19 protein-coding genes are annotated in these 16,754 nt (G+C 63.9%); 7 read left to right on the forward strand and 12 right to left on the reverse strand.

The window, feature by feature from the left end; all coding sequences use genetic code 11:
* Positions 1–68: 68 nt before the first annotated feature.
* Positions 69–2,228, forward strand: a complete 2,160-nt coding sequence (locus ABVK50_RS09100; RefSeq protein ID WP_353641866.1) for an exopolysaccharide transport family protein — start codon at positions 69–71, stop codon at positions 2,226–2,228.
* On the opposite strand, the gene ABVK50_RS09105 is transcribed toward ABVK50_RS09100, so the two are convergent.
* The gene (locus tag ABVK50_RS09105; protein WP_353641865.1) at positions 2,225–3,436 is read right to left on the reverse strand and encodes a GNAT family N-acetyltransferase; all 1,212 of its coding nucleotides are present in this window, start codon (positions 3,434–3,436) and stop codon (positions 2,225–2,227) included. The two genes, ABVK50_RS09100 and ABVK50_RS09105, sit on opposite strands and share 4 nt — an antisense overlap.
* A 91-nt stretch (positions 3,437–3,527) precedes the next feature.
* Between ABVK50_RS09105 and ABVK50_RS09110 the strand changes: the two genes are divergently transcribed.
* A complete protein-coding gene (locus tag ABVK50_RS09110; protein ID WP_353641864.1) occupies positions 3,528–4,586 on the forward strand; it encodes a polysaccharide deacetylase family protein in 1,059 nt (352 codons plus the stop codon).
* 230 nt (positions 4,587–4,816) lie between these two features.
* Here ABVK50_RS09110 and ABVK50_RS09115 read toward each other — a convergent pair whose 3' ends face one another.
* From ABVK50_RS09115 to ABVK50_RS09125, 3 genes are read right to left on the reverse strand one after another with little or no spacing between them, the layout of a single operon-like run.
* Positions 4,817–5,395: an isoprenylcysteine carboxylmethyltransferase family protein gene (locus ABVK50_RS09115; RefSeq protein ID WP_353641863.1), complete on the reverse strand. Its 579-nt coding sequence runs from the start codon at positions 5,393–5,395 to the stop codon at positions 4,817–4,819.
* Positions 5,396–5,398: 3 nt separating this feature from the next.
* Complete coding sequence (locus ABVK50_RS09120; protein WP_353641862.1) at positions 5,399–6,016, reverse strand: VTT domain-containing protein; 618 nt, start codon at positions 6,014–6,016, stop codon at positions 5,399–5,401.
* Positions 6,017–6,058: 42 nt separating this feature from the next.
* A complete protein-coding gene (locus ABVK50_RS09125; protein WP_353641861.1) occupies positions 6,059–6,553 on the reverse strand; it encodes an isoprenylcysteine carboxylmethyltransferase family protein in 495 nt (164 codons plus the stop codon).
* A gap of 134 nt (positions 6,554–6,687) precedes the next feature.
* Here ABVK50_RS09125 and ABVK50_RS09130 point away from each other — a divergent pair, with 134 nt between their 5' ends.
* Positions 6,688–7,197 (forward strand): MarR family transcriptional regulator, encoded by a 510-nt coding sequence (locus tag ABVK50_RS09130; protein ID WP_353641860.1) that lies wholly within the window; start codon positions 6,688–6,690, stop codon positions 7,195–7,197.
* A gap of 66 nt (positions 7,198–7,263) precedes the next feature.
* Here the strand turns inward: ABVK50_RS09130 and ABVK50_RS09135 are convergent, their stop codons facing one another.
* A complete protein-coding gene (locus ABVK50_RS09135; protein ID WP_353641859.1) occupies positions 7,264–7,989 on the reverse strand; it encodes a 3-keto-5-aminohexanoate cleavage protein in 726 nt (241 codons plus the stop codon).
* Positions 7,990–8,094: 105 nt separating this feature from the next.
* Complete coding sequence (locus tag ABVK50_RS09140; protein WP_353641858.1) at positions 8,095–8,310, reverse strand: DUF2842 domain-containing protein; 216 nt, start codon at positions 8,308–8,310, stop codon at positions 8,095–8,097.
* A gap of 156 nt (positions 8,311–8,466) precedes the next feature.
* On the opposite strand from ABVK50_RS09140, the gene ABVK50_RS09145 reads away from it, so the two are divergent.
* Entirely contained in the window at positions 8,467–9,567 is a 1,101-nt protein-coding gene (locus ABVK50_RS09145; protein ID WP_353641857.1) for a COX15/CtaA family protein, read from the forward strand.
* Here ABVK50_RS09145 and ABVK50_RS09150 read toward each other — a convergent pair.
* From ABVK50_RS09150 to speB, 3 genes are read right to left on the reverse strand one after another with little or no spacing between them, the layout of a single operon-like run.
* Positions 9,564–10,394 carry an aminoglycoside phosphotransferase family protein gene (locus ABVK50_RS09150; RefSeq protein WP_353641856.1) on the reverse strand — a complete coding sequence of 277 codons (831 nt, stop codon included), beginning with the start codon at positions 10,392–10,394 and terminating at the stop codon, positions 9,564–9,566. The genes ABVK50_RS09145 and ABVK50_RS09150 overlap by 4 nt on opposite strands.
* Entirely contained in the window at positions 10,395–11,333 is a 939-nt protein-coding gene (gene argC / locus ABVK50_RS09155) for an N-acetyl-gamma-glutamyl-phosphate reductase (protein ID WP_353641855.1), read from the reverse strand.
* Positions 11,334–11,353: 20 nt separating this feature from the next.
* Complete coding sequence (speB, locus tag ABVK50_RS09160; RefSeq protein ID WP_353641854.1) at positions 11,354–12,349, reverse strand: agmatinase; 996 nt, start codon at positions 12,347–12,349, stop codon at positions 11,354–11,356.
* A 181-nt stretch (positions 12,350–12,530) separates the two neighbouring features.
* On the opposite strand from speB, the gene ABVK50_RS09165 reads away from it, so the two are divergent.
* Positions 12,531–13,571 carry a glycerophosphodiester phosphodiesterase family protein gene (locus tag ABVK50_RS09165; RefSeq protein ID WP_353641853.1) on the forward strand — a complete coding sequence of 347 codons (1,041 nt, stop codon included), beginning with the start codon at positions 12,531–12,533 and terminating at the stop codon, positions 13,569–13,571.
* 96 nt (positions 13,572–13,667) lie between these two features.
* Here ABVK50_RS09165 and rpsI read toward each other — a convergent pair whose 3' ends face one another.
* From rpsI to ABVK50_RS09180, 3 genes are all read right to left on the reverse strand, one after another.
* The gene (gene rpsI / locus ABVK50_RS09170) at positions 13,668–14,144 is read right to left on the reverse strand and encodes a 30S ribosomal protein S9 (protein ID WP_165029480.1); all 477 of its coding nucleotides are present in this window, start codon (positions 14,142–14,144) and stop codon (positions 13,668–13,670) included.
* 1 nt (position 14,145) lies between these two features.
* Positions 14,146–14,610 (reverse strand): 50S ribosomal protein L13, encoded by a 465-nt coding sequence (gene rplM / locus ABVK50_RS09175; RefSeq protein ID WP_008837623.1) that lies wholly within the window; start codon positions 14,608–14,610, stop codon positions 14,146–14,148.
* 237 nt (positions 14,611–14,847) lie between these two features.
* Positions 14,848–15,303 carry a PaaI family thioesterase gene (locus ABVK50_RS09180; protein WP_353641852.1) on the reverse strand — a complete coding sequence of 152 codons (456 nt, stop codon included), beginning with the start codon at positions 15,301–15,303 and terminating at the stop codon, positions 14,848–14,850.
* A gap of 157 nt (positions 15,304–15,460) precedes the next feature.
* Here ABVK50_RS09180 and ABVK50_RS09185 point away from each other — a divergent pair, with 157 nt between their 5' ends.
* Together ABVK50_RS09185 and ABVK50_RS09190 are read left to right on the forward strand one after the other, a co-directional pair.
* On the forward strand, positions 15,461–16,282 hold the full coding sequence (locus ABVK50_RS09185; protein WP_353641851.1) for an enoyl-CoA hydratase: 822 nt from the start codon (positions 15,461–15,463) through the stop codon (positions 16,280–16,282).
* A 1-nt stretch (position 16,283) separates the two neighbouring features.
* Complete coding sequence (locus ABVK50_RS09190; protein WP_353641850.1) at positions 16,284–16,703, forward strand: VOC family protein; 420 nt, start codon at positions 16,284–16,286, stop codon at positions 16,701–16,703.
* The last annotated feature ends 51 nt before the right edge of the window (positions 16,704–16,754 follow it).

Below are 16,754 nucleotides of genomic sequence, written 5' to 3' on the forward strand. Positions count from 1 at the left end.
GCGTCTTAACCCCTGAGTTACCATAGTTGTTTACGGTGCCTTCCGTTACGTCCCGGAGTAGGAATGCAATGTCAGGCGTCCAATCCACCGCCAGCGATATCGATGTCGATCTGGGCCGGCTGTTTTCCAGCCTGGCGCGGAACTGGTTGCGCATACTGACCGCAGCGCTCACTGTCACGGCGCTGGCTTTCGTTCTCGCATGGACGGCGACGCCTCATTACAAGGCCGAGACGCGTATCCTGATCGAGACGCGCGAATCCGTGTTCACGCGGCCGCAGGGCAGCGGCGAGAACGAGCGGCCGATCCTCGATGAGGAGGGGGTCACCAGCCAGGTCGAGGTGATCTCGTCGACCGATATATTAAAGCAGGTGGCCAGGGAACTCGACCTTGCCAGCCTGCCGGAGTTCGACCCGGCTGCGAGCATGTCGCTGGTCGGCAAGCTCATGGTCATAGCCGGGCTGAAGAGCGACCCGGCCGAAGTGCCGCCCGAGGAGCGCGTGCTCAAGGCGATGCGTGAAAAGCTTATTGTCTACCGCGTCGAGAATTCGCGCGTCATCGTCATCGAATTCTCTTCCGAGGACCCGAAGCTGGCTGCTGCCGTGCCAAACGCCATCGCCGACGCTTATCTGGCGGTCAGCCGTGACGCCAAGCTGCAGTCCAACTCGGCGGCTACCGACTGGCTGGAGCCTGAAATCGCCGATTTGAGCAGACGGGTGAAGGAAGCGGAAGCGCGCGTCGCCGCGTTCCGCTCGCAATCCGACCTCCTGGTCGGCCAGAACAATTCGGTCCTCGCCACGCAGCAGCTTTCCGAGCTCTCGACCGAATTGTCGCGGGTGCGCGCTAACCGCGCGGCGGCCGAAGCGACTGCGCAGGCGGTCCGGGCCGCGCTCGACAGCGGCGGCTCGCTGGACGCGTTTCCGGAAGTGCTGTCCTCAAGCCTGATCCAGCGCCTGCGCGAACGGCAGGTGCAATTGCAGGCAGATATTGCCGATCTCTCCACCACGTTGCTCGACAATCATCCCCGCATCAGGGCGCTGCGGTCGCAGCTTGCCGATCTCGACCGGCAGATCCGGCAGGAAGCGGAAAACGTGCTGAAGGGGCTTTCGGCCGAGGCCAAGACCGCGCAGGCGCGCGAGCAACAGCTTATAGCTGACCTGAACACGCTGAAGGCCGAATCGTCGCGCGCCGGCGAGGAAGAGGTGGAACTCAGGGCGCTGGAGCGGGAAGCCGCGGCGCAACGCCAATTGCTGGAATCCTACCTGACCCGCTATCGCGAGGCGTCGTCGCGCCGCGACGGCAACTATCTGCCGGCTGATGCGCGGGTGTTTTCGCGGGCCATCGTGCCTTCCGAGCCGTATTTCCCGAAAATCCTGCCGATCGTAATCGCGACCTTCGTCGCCACGCTGATGATTATGGCGATCCTCACATTGCTGCAGGAGCTGTTTTCAGGGCGCGCGATGCGGCCGGCCTCCGGCGCGCGCTTCGCTCCGGTCGAGCAGGTGGTCATGCCCGCGCCGGCCGGACCGGCCGAGATCGTCGCCGAGCACATCGAGCCGCAGCCCGTCGCCGGCAATTTCGAGCCGGAGCCGGAATCTGAGCCTGAGCTGGAGCCGCAGCCCATCATGCCGGGCCTCGGCGAGATCGACATAGCGGGTGCGGCCGAAAAGCTGATTGCGGGCGGCGCGACGCGGGCGTTGTTCATTTCGCCGGAGGGCGACGAGGCGGCGGCGACCGCCGTGCTGGTTGCGCGTGAAGTCGCCGATGCCGGCCTGCGCGTACTCCTGCTCGACCTGACCGCGTCGGGGGCGGCGTCGCGGCCGATGCTCGACAGCGGCCGCTTTCCCGGCATCACCAATCTGCTCGCCTCCGAGGCGCAGTTCACCGACGTGATCCACGCCGACCGCTATTCGGACTGCCACGTCATTCCGGTCGGCACCGCCGATCCGGTCCACGCCATGCGCGCAGCCGACCGGCTGCCGATCATTCTGGAATCGCTGACCACCGCCTACGATGTCGTGATCGTCGAATGCGGCCCCGCCGACGCCGCCGGTATCGGGCGGCTGGTGGCCGAGGGAACAGAGATACTGGTATCCGTGCTGTCGCCGGCTGATGAGGTGCTGGCCGCCCGCGACGACCTTGAGGCCAGCGGCTATGGAAGCCCGATCCTCGTCACGCCCGAGGGCAGCGAAAGCCCGATGTCGCCGGTTCCGGGAAGGAGCGCCGCCTAGTCGTCAGCGGAAGGGGCCGCCTGCCTCGCAGCCTTCCTGCGCAGCGCCTTGGTCAGCTTCCAGATCGTCGGATTGGTTTTGACGAAGGCTTTCAGCCGCGCTTTGAGCCGCATAGAGCCCGCGAAGGCGCGGCCTTTCAGCGTTAGCGGCACGACCACGTCCATCTGGCGCGTCTCGATATCGCACCAGAGCCGTTTGTAGGGTTCGTCGCCGACGCTGAAATCATAAACCGAAAAGCCTTGCGCGCAGGCCTCTTGGATATTGTCGAAGAACAGGAAATCGCCGGGGCTGGCATGCGCCAGCTCGTCCTCTGCGATGGCGCCGAACTCGCAGATCAGCCGCTTTCCCGAGCGGCTTGAGCCGGTGACCGCGCGCAGCCTACCGTTGACCTCCAGCGCGTGCAGCACGAAGTGCGGCGGCGAGGCTGCGAGCGCGTCAGTGAACAGCGTGCGGAAGAACGCCTGCACCCTGGCCTCGCCGAAGACGTTGACGATGCCGGCCCGGCGGAAGCGGTCCTCCTTCATGATGAAGAACGCGTCGAGCATGCCCGCAACCTCGGCGGGTGACGTCGCCTCGATGCGCCTGAATCCGCCTGCCGCCTCGAATTTGCGGGTCTGCGAGCGGTGCTTCTTTCGTTTGCGCTTGCCGCTCGCCCGGTCGAGCAGCGCGTCGAAGCCGCCGTCGAGGCAGACGGCCAGCGACAAATTGGGGCTAGGGTAATGAGCCAGCGCCAGCAGCGGGTTGGCCAGGCCTTCCAGGTCGGGCAGCAGGCGTTCCAGCGCGACGATGTCGACGTCTGGCCGCGCCCGGCCGATTTCGGCGGCGAGCGCCTTCATCTCCGCAGCGCCGGCTGTCGCCAGCCAGGAAGGGTCGGCCGCAGCGAAATTGCCGTTGGCGTGCGAGCCGCCCATGAAGCGGGCTATCCCCACGGGGCCGGCATGGACGATTTCGAGCGCCAGCGCAAACACCAGGCGTCCGCTGGAAAAAGCCGCCGCAAAGACTTGATCTATCTCTGTTTTCGCCGTCCAGGCCTCGACCCATTCCGCGCTCTGCGCAGGTGCGAATGCGCCCGTCCGGCAAAGCTCCTTATATCGTCCGAGAATTTCCGGGGTGGCGCTGCAGATCGTCACGGAAAAGGCCGGGGCCGTCTCGCGGCTCGAAACGGCCAAGGCCCTCTTGGCGCCAATTGACCGGGCCGCGTCAACCATCCTTCAATCCTTCGGGCGTAAGCATTGCGCCGTGGGGCTTCGCGTCACAGCGTTCCATGATGGGACGAGACTAGCCGCTAAAGGTGAAGGAATGATCGACGGGGGCGAAGCGATCCGCAAACTGGCTCTCAACGTGGCCAGGTTTACCGGATTGGCGCCCCTGGCCAGATCGCTGGTCGGCGGCGTCGGCGCGATCCTGATGCTGCACCGGGTCACCGCCAATCCCGAAAAGCCGCTCGGCGTGAACCGGCATTTGAACATAGCGCCTGATTTCCTCGACGCTGTGCTGTCGGACATGAAGGCGCGCGGCTACGAATTCGTGACGCTGGACGAGGCGATCGAGCGCCTGCGCAAAGGCGGCAATACCGGCCAGTTCGCCACCATCACCGCAGACGACGCCTACCGCGACAATTTCACCGAGGCGTTGCCGGTGCTGGAGACGCATCGCGCGCCGCTGACGATCTATGTGGCGCCTGCGCTGATCAGCGGCGACGCCGATCTCTGGTGGGACGTCGTCGACGAGATCGTCGGCAAGGGCGAGCCGATCTCGCTGGAGACGAGGCGCGGCCGGGAAATCATCGACTGTTCTACGCCGGCCAAAAGATTCGCTGCCAATGCCCGCCTGCACGAATACCTGACCGCCGATGTGCGCGAGGAGGATCAGCGCGAGGTCTTGCACGTCCTGGCGCGGTCGAGCGGCGTCGATCCGGACGCGCCGCGGCGCAAGACGCTGATGGACTGGGACGAGATTCGCCGGATCGCCGCGCATCCTCTGGTGACGATCGGGGCGCATACGGTGCACCACTATAATCTGATGCGGCTCGACCAGCAGACCGCGCGGCGCGAATTGGCCGAGGCCATGCTGATGCTCGAAGCCGAGATTGGGCAAAAGCCGAAACATATGGCCTATCCCTATGGCTATGCGAGCGCGGTCGGCGCGCGCGAAGTGGCGTTGGCGCGCGAGGCCGGCTACGCCTCGGCGGTGACCACCCGCCACGGCGTGCTGCGCGCCGAGCATGCGAGCCATCTCCATGCCCTACCGCGCATATCGGTCAACGGCCGCTACCAGCGCGTGGCGCACATCCGCACCATGCTGTCAGGGGTGACCACCCCGCTCGCCAATGCCGGCAGGATGGTGGTTACGGTTTAGGGTGAGGCTAAGGCAGTTCAGGGTGGACTACTGCCATACCAGCTCGCCAATCGGATGGGCAATAAGCGCCAAGTTCCTGACTTTCGGAGGTCTCGTGAGCGGAGCGAGGGCTTCGGACCGGTCTCATGCGACGCACAGCTGCCGCGTGATACGCATCGGCCTTTGGCGGCTTAACGCCCTCCGAATTCTGCGGCGTGAGGTAGCGATCATCCAAGCGTCGTGGGCAGAGTTTAGAGAAGGTACGGGATGATCATCTTGGTTTTCTGCCGATAAATGGCGTAGCGCCCGTCAAACGTGCGGCTGAGCAGTTTCTCCTCCGCGCGGGCGCGCCAGGCGAAGGTCGGGCCAACTCCGAACAGCACAATAAGGAAAGCTGGCCAGCTGCCGAAGGCGAGCGCTGCGCCCACGGCGAGCAGTGTGAGGCCCAGGTAGATGGGGTGGCGCACGAGGCGATAGGGGCCGGTTGTGACGAGGCCAGTGCTCGGATCTGTCTTAGGGGTAAGGCTCCATGCGGCACCGAGCTCGGCCCGGGATCGGAGGACAATGGTGGCCCCCGCGAGGGCGAGAAGGCATCCTGACAGCGCCAGCGGCAGCGCCATGGGAGCCTCGGAGCTGCCGGAAAAAATCAGGAGCGAAGGGAAGAACAGGCCGAATGCGGCGAGGTTCGCCACCAGCGGTGCCTGGTCGCCTCCACCGTGGCGTGGCCGCGCCCTGCGTCCTCCGGCCCGCCGGCCGATGCCCAACAGCGACATGGGCCCCGCAAAGGCGACGAGGGAGACCGCGCGGAGAAGGATGACGAGCGTCGACATTTGTTAGGCGCGGAGCCGGATGAGATAGAGGGCGAGAGGCAGCAGGAGAATGGGGACCACGTAGCTCACTACAAGGGCCAGGATCGGTTGGTCCGCCCACCCAGCGCCTATGGCTGCAAACGCGAACCCCGTGGGCACGCTTCCGACGGTCAGCGCCGCCATGAATTTTCGCAACGGCATGCCCGCAAGTCCGGCGAGGAAGACCATGGCCTCCGGGACGCTGTATGGAAGGCTGCGGGTCAGCACGATCGCCCAGGCGCCGCCACGGTCGAAGAAGCTCTCCATCCTGTGCAGAGACCGGGGCCCGGTGAAGCGCTGAGCGAAGCGTCGCGCGGAGGTGAGCATCAGGCCGTAGCCGAGAAGGCCGCCGGTGATCAGGGCGAGGCTGCCGAGCAATCCGCCGAGCAGTGTTCCATAGATGATGCCAAGCGCGGCGATCACGGCGGTCTGCGGGACCGGCAGCACAATATCGACCCAGATGAGAGCAATGCCGACCGCCCAGGCCCAACTATCGTAATCCCGGAGCGCCAGTACGGCGTCATTGGCCTCCTCGGGTGTCGGCATCTTCGCGCAGGAGGCGAGCACGGCCACCAGAATACCGACGATCAGGGCTGATCTCATTTCGGCCTCCTAACGCGTAGAGCCGGCGCTCCTGCCCGACGGCTACAGCCATCGGCGCACACGGGCTTTGTAGTCCCGATAGGCGTCGCCGAATCGCCGCTCCAGGTACGCCTCCTCGCGTGCGACGACGCCGTAGCGGATCGCGATTGCCAGAGGCAGCGTAAGAATGAGGAGCCACGAGCTTTGTGCGGCTACGCCGACGCCGCCGTAGATGAGAAACATGCCGAGATAGATGGGATTGCGGGTCCAGCCGTTGATGCCGGTCGTCACCAGCGCGCGGGTGGGTTCGTTGGTGGGTATCGGCGTCCCCGCTCGTAAGAAGTTGCGGACTCCCGCGGCAAAGATCGCAAGTCCGATGAGGATCAGCGAGCCGCCGATGCTCCAGTAGACCAGGTCGCCCCCGGGAACCGGGAACGACAAAGGCAGCAGGCGATCCAAGACGAAGCCGATCAGAAGAGCGGCAAGGAAGAGGAGGGGCGGTCTCGCGATGACGCCTGCGGTTCCGGTGTCAGTTAATTTCGGCTCGGCAGAGTCCATATCCGTCCTCCTTCCGCTGGGGCCGTACGGCCCAGCTTCGCCGGAAATGACAACTAAGGTGTCATTCTAGAAGTTGACAACTTAGGTGTCAATTGGAGATATTTGGCGCAGGACATGAAAACGGAAGCGAAGCGATGGCATCAGCAAGACAAAGGACCCAGGTGGCCCGAGCAACGGCGGCGGGGCCTAACCCCGACAACAAGGCAGAGGCGGTCGCCGAATTGATGCTCGAAGTGGCCCAGTGCTTCTTCAAAATTCGGGCTCTCGGCCAGAAGACAGGACTCATCACGAGTTGGGGCGGTGGTGCGTTCGGCTTCATGCGAAGCCTCGCGCTGCTTGGTCCGCTCACTGTGCCGCAGCTCGCCCAAATGCGCCCTACCAGCCGCCAGCGCATGCAGCGACTGGCGGACGAGCTTGCGGCCGAGGGGCTCGTGGAATTCATCGACAATCCGAAGCACCGGCGCTCGAAGCTCGTGCGGCTGACGCCCAAGGGTGACGCGCGCTACCGGGAGTTCAACGCCCGGCTCCTCTCGATCGCTTCGACCATGGGCATCGCTCTCAGCGAAACGGATATCCGCAAGGCGATCGAAACCGTGCGGCAGATGAGTGATGACGTGAAAGCGCGGTCGGAGCAACTGCCGTAGCCTTCCGCAGTCCCGCGAGATTCGGGACCTTACTTCAGGAGAGCGGAATAAGCTTTCGGATGTGAATTACTTGGCAGGTGCAGTGCGGAAGATCGCGGCGGCGGCGGCCACCAGGGCGGCATTGTCGAACGCGATCGTTCCGTCCGCGAGATGCTTGCCGTCTTCCAATCCGACCCGCGTCGACCATCGCCGTTGACGCGCAAGCTCGACGAACTGCCAAACCGTCGCGTCGAACCCGTGCAGGAGGATGGGTCGCCTTGTGCCCGCGCGTTCAAGCACGTTGGCGATTCCGTCTGTCATCTCTCGCGCGATTGCCGGATTCTGTTCCTCGATTTCTATGAGGACGCGGAAAACCCGTTGGTGATCGGAAAGGTTTACAAGACGCTCTGCGTCGGCAACCGAGGCAAGTCCTGCCTCTATCCCGATCCCGCGATGCCGAAGCAGTTCCATGACGGCCGGCGCATCGGCTTCCGACAGATTTACGGAGGCATAATCCGGAAGCTCGCTCCACCTGGCGATGGAATCGCGGGTTTGTTTCTCATCATTCTCGATCCAGGCCCCTGTGGACACGCCGATAAGCGTGCCGGGGCAGGCGCGGCGAACGGCTGCAATGGTCGCGTCCACCGCAGCCAGGCTTTCCTGCCCGTTCGGTCCGCGCGGGTGAATGTGCAGTTCGGCCGCCCCAGCGGCTACGCAGGACACGCCATCGCGCGCCATTGCTTCCGCCGTGAGTGGAAGTCGAGGGTGGAAGTTGTTAGGACGCGCGCCGTTCAGGCAGGCTTGAACGATCATGTGGCTTTCCGATCAACGACAGGTACAGTCACTGCGTACCGGAAATCTGCAAGTCGGCTCCGGCATTCAGTGCCGAGTATAAACATCGAATTGCGTGTTAATCACCTACCGGCCAGCCTTCGGCGGCAGGATCATCCATTTGATGATCGCCATGGCCGGCAGGATCCACAAAAGCCCGCTGAGCAGGAAGAAGACGAAATGCGTCAGCGGCCCGGATTCGGCGAGCTGCGCCACCGCGACCGTCGTCGCGGCCAGCGCATAGACGATCACCAGCAGGATCAGGAGAACAGTTCCGATGAGCTTCTTCAGGCGAACGGGCATTTTTCCGGTCCAGTGTCGAGGTTCCGCATAGAGCCTTGCCGTGCGCGGCACAAGGCGGCCGCCATTTCCCTGGCGCGGCGCGACGGCGTGCCGCGCCCGCAAAAGCCTTGAAAGCGCCGCGCCATTGGTCCACCACTCGACCGAAATATTCGGGAAATGGGCTTGATGGCATCGATCACGACAGGCGGCGAACCGATCGCTACCCGCGACCGCGAACTGCACAACCGGGCACTGGTGCGCGGCTGGCTTTATTGCGTGCTGGTGGTGCTGTTTGCGCTGGTGCTGGTCGGCGGCGCGACGCGGCTCACCGATTCCGGCCTGTCGATCACCGAATGGAAGCCTATCCACGGCGTGATCCCGCCGCTTTCCGATGCCGACTGGCAGGAAGAGTTCCAAAAATACCGGCAGATTCCGGAATATCAGCAGATCAACCAGGGCATGAGCCTCGACGCCTTCAAGCGCATTTTCTGGTGGGAGTGGGCTCATCGCATCCTTGCGCGCGGCGTCGGCTTCGTCTTCGCGCTGCCGCTGCTGTTCTTCTGGGTGACCGGACGGATCGAGCGCGGCCTGATGCCCAAGCTTCTGGGCATTCTGGCGCTCGGCGGCCTGCAGGGCGCGATCGGCTGGTGGATGGTCGCTTCCGGCCTGGTCGAGCGCGTCGACGTCAGCCAGTACAGGCTGGCCACGCACCTGACGCTGGCGGCCGCCATCTTCGCCGCGACCATGATCGTGGCGCGCGGGCTTGCGCCGCATTCAGAGGCCGGGGCCGGGCAGGCGACGAGGCGCTTCGCCGGCCTGCTGGTGCTCTTGACGCTCATCCAGATCTATCTCGGCGGGCTGGTGGCCGGGCTCGACGGCGGCATGAGCTACAACACCTGGCCGCTGATGGACGGAAGGCTCATGCCCGGCGACATGTTCATCCTGGAGCCCTGGTGGCGCAATTTCTTCGAAAACCCGAAGACAGTGCAGTTCGTCCATCGCCTTGGAGCCTACATCGTATTTGTCGCAGCGCTCTGGCACATGATTTCCGTGCGCCGCCGCGAGCCCGGAACGACGCATGCCCGCCGGGCGCTGGTGCTGTTCCATCTGGTGCTGGCGCAGGCCCTGATCGGCATCGCCACGCTGGTCATGCAGGTGCCGATGCACTGGGCGCTGCTCCACCAGGGTTTCGCGCTGATCGTACTCGGCTTCGCCGCCGCCCACTGGCGCGGCACGAAAGGCGCCTATCCGCTGCCGGGCGAAGCGGTCAGGAATTAGCTCGCGCCGCGTATCGCTGCCGCGATCGACAGTTCGCGGCGCTCGTCTACTTCGTTGCGGTCCTCGCCATGCCACGCCGCCGACAGGCAGCCATAGGCGACAGCATGGTCGAGAATGGAGCGGACGTCCTGTCCGAGCGTGCGAGCGAAAATTTCGGCCATGGAGGCGATGCGGTTCGGGTCCAGGCAAAGATCGTCGCGATCGAGCGGGTTGTAGAACATATTTGCGGCGTCGAAGCCCGGATCGCCCAGCACGCCTTTCGGGTCGATCGCCAGCCAGCCGCGCGGGCCGTGCATGATATTTTCGTGGTGCAGGTCGCCATGCAAGGGACGGACGTCGCGCGGATCGGCGAGCAGCCTCTCCGCGAGCGTGGCCGCCTCGACGTAGAAGCCATCCCGGCCTGCGTCGCGATCGGCCTTCGCTCGTTGGAACAGGCTCTTAAAACGCTCCCGGAGCGGCTGCAGGTCGCCGGGAATAGGAAGGTCTGACGGCGCGAAGAGCCGCGCCATCACTTCCGCTGCGATCTCGGTGGCGACGCTGTCACCATATGTGTTGAGGTCGTCGACCAGATGCCGCTCGCCGGCGTATTCGAGCAGCATCTTATTGCTGTCGAAGCCGAGCAGCTTTACCGCGCCGTCGCCGTTCCGCCAGGACAGGAAATGCGCCCCGCGCAACTCGTCCTCGACGTCGTCGAAGGGCTTCAGATCCTTGACCACGGCGGGCTTGCCGTCGTCCAGCCGCACCTTCCAGATGCGGCTGCTGAAGGTCTGGGCAATAAGGATAGGATCGCTGACGTTCCAGCGCGCTGGAAAGGCAGGCTGATCCATTCAGTGCTTGAGGCCCAGCATAATATCCATGTTCTGGACTGCGGCGCCGGAAGCGCCCTTGCCGAGATTGTCGAGCAGCGCGACCAGATTGACCTGCCCCTGGCCTTCGGTGCCGAAGACGTAGAGCTTCATCAAATCGGTGTCGTTGAGTTCCGTCGGGTCGAGGCGCGTGAGCTTCGCGCTTTCCGCCAGCGGTACGACCTGTACGATCTCCTGGCCGGCATAATGCGCTTCAAGCGTCGCGTGGATCTCGCCCAGCGACGCTACGCCGTTGAGGTCGGACAAATGCAGTGGCGCCTGCACGATCATGCCCTGCGCGAAGCGGCCCACGCTCGGCGAGAAGATTGGCCGGCGTTCGAGCAGCCCGTGCTTCTGCATTTCGGGCACGTGCTTGTGCTGCAGCGTGAGGCCGTAGAGGAAATGCGGCGCCGCGACATAGTCGTCGCGCGAGGCGTCTTCCATCTGCGCGATCATCTGCTTGCCGCCGCCCGTATAGCCGGACACGGCGTTGACCGTGATCGGATGATCGGCAGACAGAATGCCGGCCGCCACCAGCGGGCGGATCAGCGCGATCGCGCCGGTCGGATAGCAGCCAGGATTGGCGACCAGCCGCGCCTCGGCGATCTTGTCGCGCTGTTCAGAATCCAGTTCGGCGAAGCCGTAGGCCCAGTCGGGATGGACGCGGAACGCCGTCGACGTGTCGATGACACGGGTCGAATTGTGGCCTTCGAGGATGGCGACCGCCTCTCGCGAGGCGTCGTCGGGCAGGCACAGCATGGCGATGTCGGCCGATTTCAGGAAATCGGCGCGCATGTCCATGTTGCGCCGCTCCGCTTCCGGAATCGACAGAATGTCCAGGTCGGCGCGGCGGGCGAGGCGGGCGCGGATCTGCAGTCCCGTCGTGCCGTGTTCGCCGTCGATGAAGATCTTTGGTTTCATGCCTGCCGTTCCGTGCAAATCTAGATGTCGCTGCCGTGGTTCACAGCAGTATTGTTGTTCAGCGCCTCGAGCCTGGCCTTACGCTCCGCCAGCAGCCCGATATAGTACAGCGCCACCGACGCGCCGGCGATCGCGGTAATATCGGCATGGTCGTAGGCTGGCGCAACCTCTACGACATCTGCACCGACAATGTCGATCTGCGTCATCTGCCGCAACACCGAAAGAATCTTGGCCGAGGAGGGCCCGCCGGCGACCGGCGTGCCGGTGCCGGGCGCATAGGCGGGGTCCAGGCAGTCTATATCGAAGGTCACATAGGTCTTCCTGCCGCCGGTACGCTCGGCGATGGCGTAGGCGATATCGGCCGCGCGCATTTCCTCGATCTCGTAGCCGTGCAAGATCTTGATCCCGAATGTATCGGGCGCATGGGTGCGCACGCCGATCTGGATCGAGCGGTCGGGATCGATGATGCCATCGCGCACCGCGCGCGCGACGAAGGAGCCGTGGTCGATGCGCTTGCCGTCGTCGAACCAGGTGTCCTGATGGGCATCGAACTGCACCAGCGCCAGCGGCCCGTGCAGCGCCGCATGCGCCTTGAGCAGCGGCCAGGTGACGAAATGATCGCCGCCAAGCGTCAGCAGGAAAGCGCCTGAGGAGATCAGCCTTGCGGCCTCGCGCTCGATGGTCTTCGGCGTCTTTTGATGGTTGCCGTAGTCGAGCAGGCAGTCGCCATAGTCGACGACGCCGAGCTTGTCGAACAGGTCGAGATGGAAGGGATATTGCGGATCGTTGTCGAAGATCGCCGACGCGCGGCGGATCGCCTGCGGCCCGAAACGCGATCCAGGCCTGTTGCTCACTGCGGCGTCGAACGGAATGCCCCAGACCACGACGTCCGCGCCTGTCACGTTTTTCGTGTAGCGGCGGCGCATGAAGGAAAGCCCGCCGGCATAGGTCGGATCGCTCGCGGCGCCGGTATTTCCGCGCGCGGTGAAGGCGTGATCGATCGATCTGGCTGGCATCGTGCGGGGTTCCCCTCTGTTTTGCGGAGGCAAGCTATTGGCCGGATATGACGCAGGTGCAACCAAAAAGACGGCCCATCGCGCGCAACCGGCAGTTTCGGCAGGGTTTCGCCGCCTTCATTTGCCTGTCATGACCGGCCGCTAATCCGTCGCTCGACCATTCGGCCACGGAGCGAATCGCATGCGCATCATTTCCCTGAGCGCGCTCATTCTCGGACTTCTGGCGGCCCAACCCGCCGCCGCTGAAGGCCCGCGGATGCGGCAGATCATTGATCGGCTCGAAAACGCCAATCAGTGGCGCGACCATGTGATGATCGTCGCTCATCGCGGCGGCTGGAAGGAAGGCGGAAAGATCCGCAACGCCGAAAACTCGGTCGCGGGCGTCAAGCGCTCGATCGAACTCGGCGTCGAGATCGTCGAACTCGACGTGCAAAAGTCGAAGGACGGCGAGTACATCGTCCTGCATGACAGCTGGCTCGACCGCACCACGACCTGCAAGGGCAGGGCGGTCGAGAGGACGCTGGCCGAGCTGAAGGGCTGCCGGCTGGTGGTGGAAGGAACCGGCGAGGTCACGGCCGAAAGCGTGCCGGCGCTGCGCAACATGTTCGCCGTCACAAAAGGCCGCGTGATGGTCAACATCGACAACAAGATGGAAGTCGAGGAGCTTGCCGGCGTCGCCGAAATCGCTCGGGAGATGGGCATGGCCGACCAGGTCATCATCAAGCACAATCTCTGGAATTCCGAGAAGCTCGGCGCGATGACGAAAACAATGACCGCGATCGGCGAGGGTGTCCGCTTCATGCCGATCATCGCGGATGATGCGGTCGACGATATCAGCTTCATCGAAAAGGTGGGCCGGACGTTTTCGGCCGATGTCATCGAGATGATCGCATGGCGCGGCGAAGGCCAAAGCATGCCCGAGAATGGCGGCGCGCTGTTCAGCGCCCGCAGCCGGGCCGTGTCGGCGCGCGGCGACTGGCATCTCTGGGTGAACACCTTCACCATCGTCAACAAGCCGGGCGGCTATCTCGCGGGCGGGCGCGGCGACGAACTGGTGCAGGCGAACTATCCGCAGGAGACGTTCGGCTTCTGGGCCGAGCAGGGCGCGACGATCATCCAGACCGACGAACCCAAAGCGGCGATCGAATGGCTGGAGAAGAACGGCTACCGCGTTCCCTATGCCGAGCGGATCGAGCCCGCCGACACCGCCAGCATCAACTGATCGCAGAATCGAGCGCGGCAACCCTCGAAGGACGCACTGAGCAGAAATAACAAGGCCGCCCGGAGGCGGCCTTGTTGCAGTCGAAAATGATCGCGTTTAGCGCTTCGAGAACTGGAAGCTGCGGCGGGCCTTCGCCTTGCCGTACTTCTTGCGCTCGACGGTGCGGCTGTCGCGGGTCAGGAAGCCGCCCTTCTTGAGCACGCCGCGCAGGCCGGGCTCGTAGTAGGTCAGCGCCTTGGAGATGCCGTGGCGAACCGCGCCGGCCTGGCCCGAAAGGCCGCCGCCGATGACGGTGGCGACGATGTCGAACTGGCCTTCACGGGCTGCCGCGACGATCGGCTGCTTCAGGATCATCTGCAGAACCGGCCGCGCGAAATAAGCCGCGAATTCCTTGTCGTTGACGACGATCTTGCCGGAGCCGGGCTTCACCCAGACGCGGGCGATGGCGTCCTTGCGCTTCCCGGTGGCGTAGGCGCGGCCCTGCTTGTCCAGCTTCTGGACATAGACGGGCGCGGCCGGCTGCGCGGTCGGGGCGACCGTGCCGAGATCGGCGAGCGAGTTGAGATCGGCCATATCAGGAAACCTTCTTGTTCTTGCCGTTCAGCGCGGCGACGTCGAGTGTCTCGGGCTGCTGGGCGACGTGAGGATGGTCGGCGCCGGCATAGACGCGGAGATTCTTCATCTGGCGGCGGCCGAGCGGGCCGCGGGGGATCATGCGCTCCACGGCCTTTTCAAGCACGCGCTCGGGGAAGCGGCCTTCGAGCAGCTGGCGCGCGGTGCGCTCCTTGATGCCGCCGGGATGGCCGGTGTGCCAGTAATACACCTTGTCGGTGTACTTCTTGCCGGTGAACACGACCTTGTCGGCGTTGATGATGATGACATTGTCGCCATCGTCGACATGGGGCGTGAAGGAGGGCTTGTGCTTGCCGCGGAGACGGTTGGCGACGACGGTGGCGAGACGGCCGACGACGAGACCCTCGGCGTCGATCAGCACCCACTTCTTCACCACGTCCGCAGGCTTCTGCGAAAAGGTTTTCATGGATTTTGCTTTCTTACAGGGACCTTCCGGAGAAGGCGTTTCTTGTTGCTTGGATTTGGAGGAACGGCTTTTCCGGTCCGCCAAAAAGAAACCGCGGCCGGTGGGCCGCTGTTTCGTGACGGCTTATAGGGGAGGGCGATGGTGACGTCAAGCCGCGAAAAGCGGATAGAGAAGCAATAACACTCATAAAAACAACACTTTAAGGTGAAGGTATTATTTTACCGCAAAGCTTGATCGTCATAGACCGGTGCGCTTCGGCGGGATCGAATAGGTTCCGGTCGCGTGCGCCACCGTCTGGCCTTCCGGCCCCGCGACGATGTCTATCTCGAACATCATCAGGGCTTTGCCGAGTTTCAGGATGCGGCAATGGCCATCGATCGGCCCGGCCTCGGCCTTGCGCACGAAATTGATGTTGAGGTTCGTCGTTACCGACAATGCGTCGGGCCCGGCATGCGAGAGCACGCAGACATAGCCGCCAATGTCGGCGAGCGTGAAGAGCGAGGGGCCAGAAACCGTGCCGCCGGGGCGCAGATGCCGCTCGTCTGCGTTGAGCCGGACCGTGCAGCCGCCGGGAAAGACGTCCACGGTCTCGTAGAAGGCGAATTTGTCGTTGAGCTGCGGATAGACGGATTTCAGCAGCTCATTGACCTCGCCGGCCGTCATCATCGGTGTGAGGCCTGCTTGAACCGGCATTTCGCGTCTCCGTCGCTTCAGTGATGGCGGCCAGGCCGCTTCCGTTTGCGTAAACGGAAGCCAGAAAACACGCGCCGCCCCTGTTCATCAACCCGGTGCGTGATATTTATTCGTCGAACGAGCGCCTCGGAGCGCCCCCAGATAGGTCGAGGTTGAAATGGCGGAAGTAGTAGCGATCAAACGCGCTCCGGAAGGACCGGTCGTCTCCGCGCTGGAGAACAGCATACTGCGCATCACGCTGGCTCGGCCACCGGCTAACACGCTGTCCATCGCGGCCATGGAGTCTCTGCAGGCGGAGCTCGACCGGGCGCGCGACGATGATGCGGTGCGCGTCATCGTGCTGGCCGCCGCCTCCGGCAAGGTTTTTTGCGCCGGCCATGATTTGAAGGAGATGAATGCACGTCGAACGGATGCCGACAAGGGCCGGGCGTTCTTCGAGGAAACTTTCGCCATATGCTCGCGGCTTATGCAGTCGATCGTCCGGTATCCCAAACCTGTCATCGCCGAAGTCGATGGCATCGCCACGGCGGCAGGCTGCCAGCTCGTCGCGTCCTGCGACCTTGCCATCTCCTCCGACCAGGCAACATTCGGGGTCAACGGCATCAATGTCGGACTGTTCTGCACGACGCCGGGCGTGGCCCTGGTGCGCGGAGTGAAACCCAAGCACGCCATGGAAATGCTCTTGACCGGCGAAATGGTCGACGCGTCGACGGCGAAGGACTTTGGCCTGGTCAATCGCGTGGTGCCGCGCGAATACTTGACGCAGATTGTGACGAAATATGCCCAAACGATTGCAGCGAAATCACCTTTGACGCTGAAGATCGGCAAGGAAGCGTTCTACGCCCAAGCCGAGATGGGCCTGTCCGAAGCATATGAATACGCCTCGAGGGTCATGGTCGAGAACATGCTCGCCTGCGATGCCAAGGAAGGCATCGACGCATTCATAGGCAAGCGCGACCCGAAATGGACGGGGGAATGACATGGAGCCGCGCATCTCGATCATCACGATCGCAGTCGACGATCTCGATCGTGCGGCCGGATTCTATGAGGCCATGGGGCTAAAGCGCCATCGCATTACGGACGGTGTGGCCTTCTTCCAGATGGGCGGCGTGATCCTGTCGCTTTTCCCGCGCGAAAGCGCCGAGGAGGATTCCGGCGTGCGTTTCGGCGATGGGCCTTCGCGTGTCTACCTCGCCTACAACACGCGCTCCGACGCGGAAGTCGACGAGGTTCTGGCCAAGGCGGAAAAGGCTGGCGGCCAGGTGATAAAGCCGGGGCAGCGTGCCTTCTGGGGCGGATGGTACGGCTATTTCGCCGATACCGAGGGCAATCTTTGGGAAGTGGCGCACAATCCGGACTTCCCGCTCGACGCGGAAGGCAGGATTTCACTGCCGGGATAGCAAGGCTGATCCTCCTGCGAGCGGGGGAGACCCCGAGGCGGTGGAGCGGGC

This window comes from Mesorhizobium sp. WSM2240 (genome assembly GCF_040438645.1).
Taxonomy (GTDB): domain Bacteria; phylum Pseudomonadota; class Alphaproteobacteria; order Rhizobiales; family Rhizobiaceae; genus Allomesorhizobium.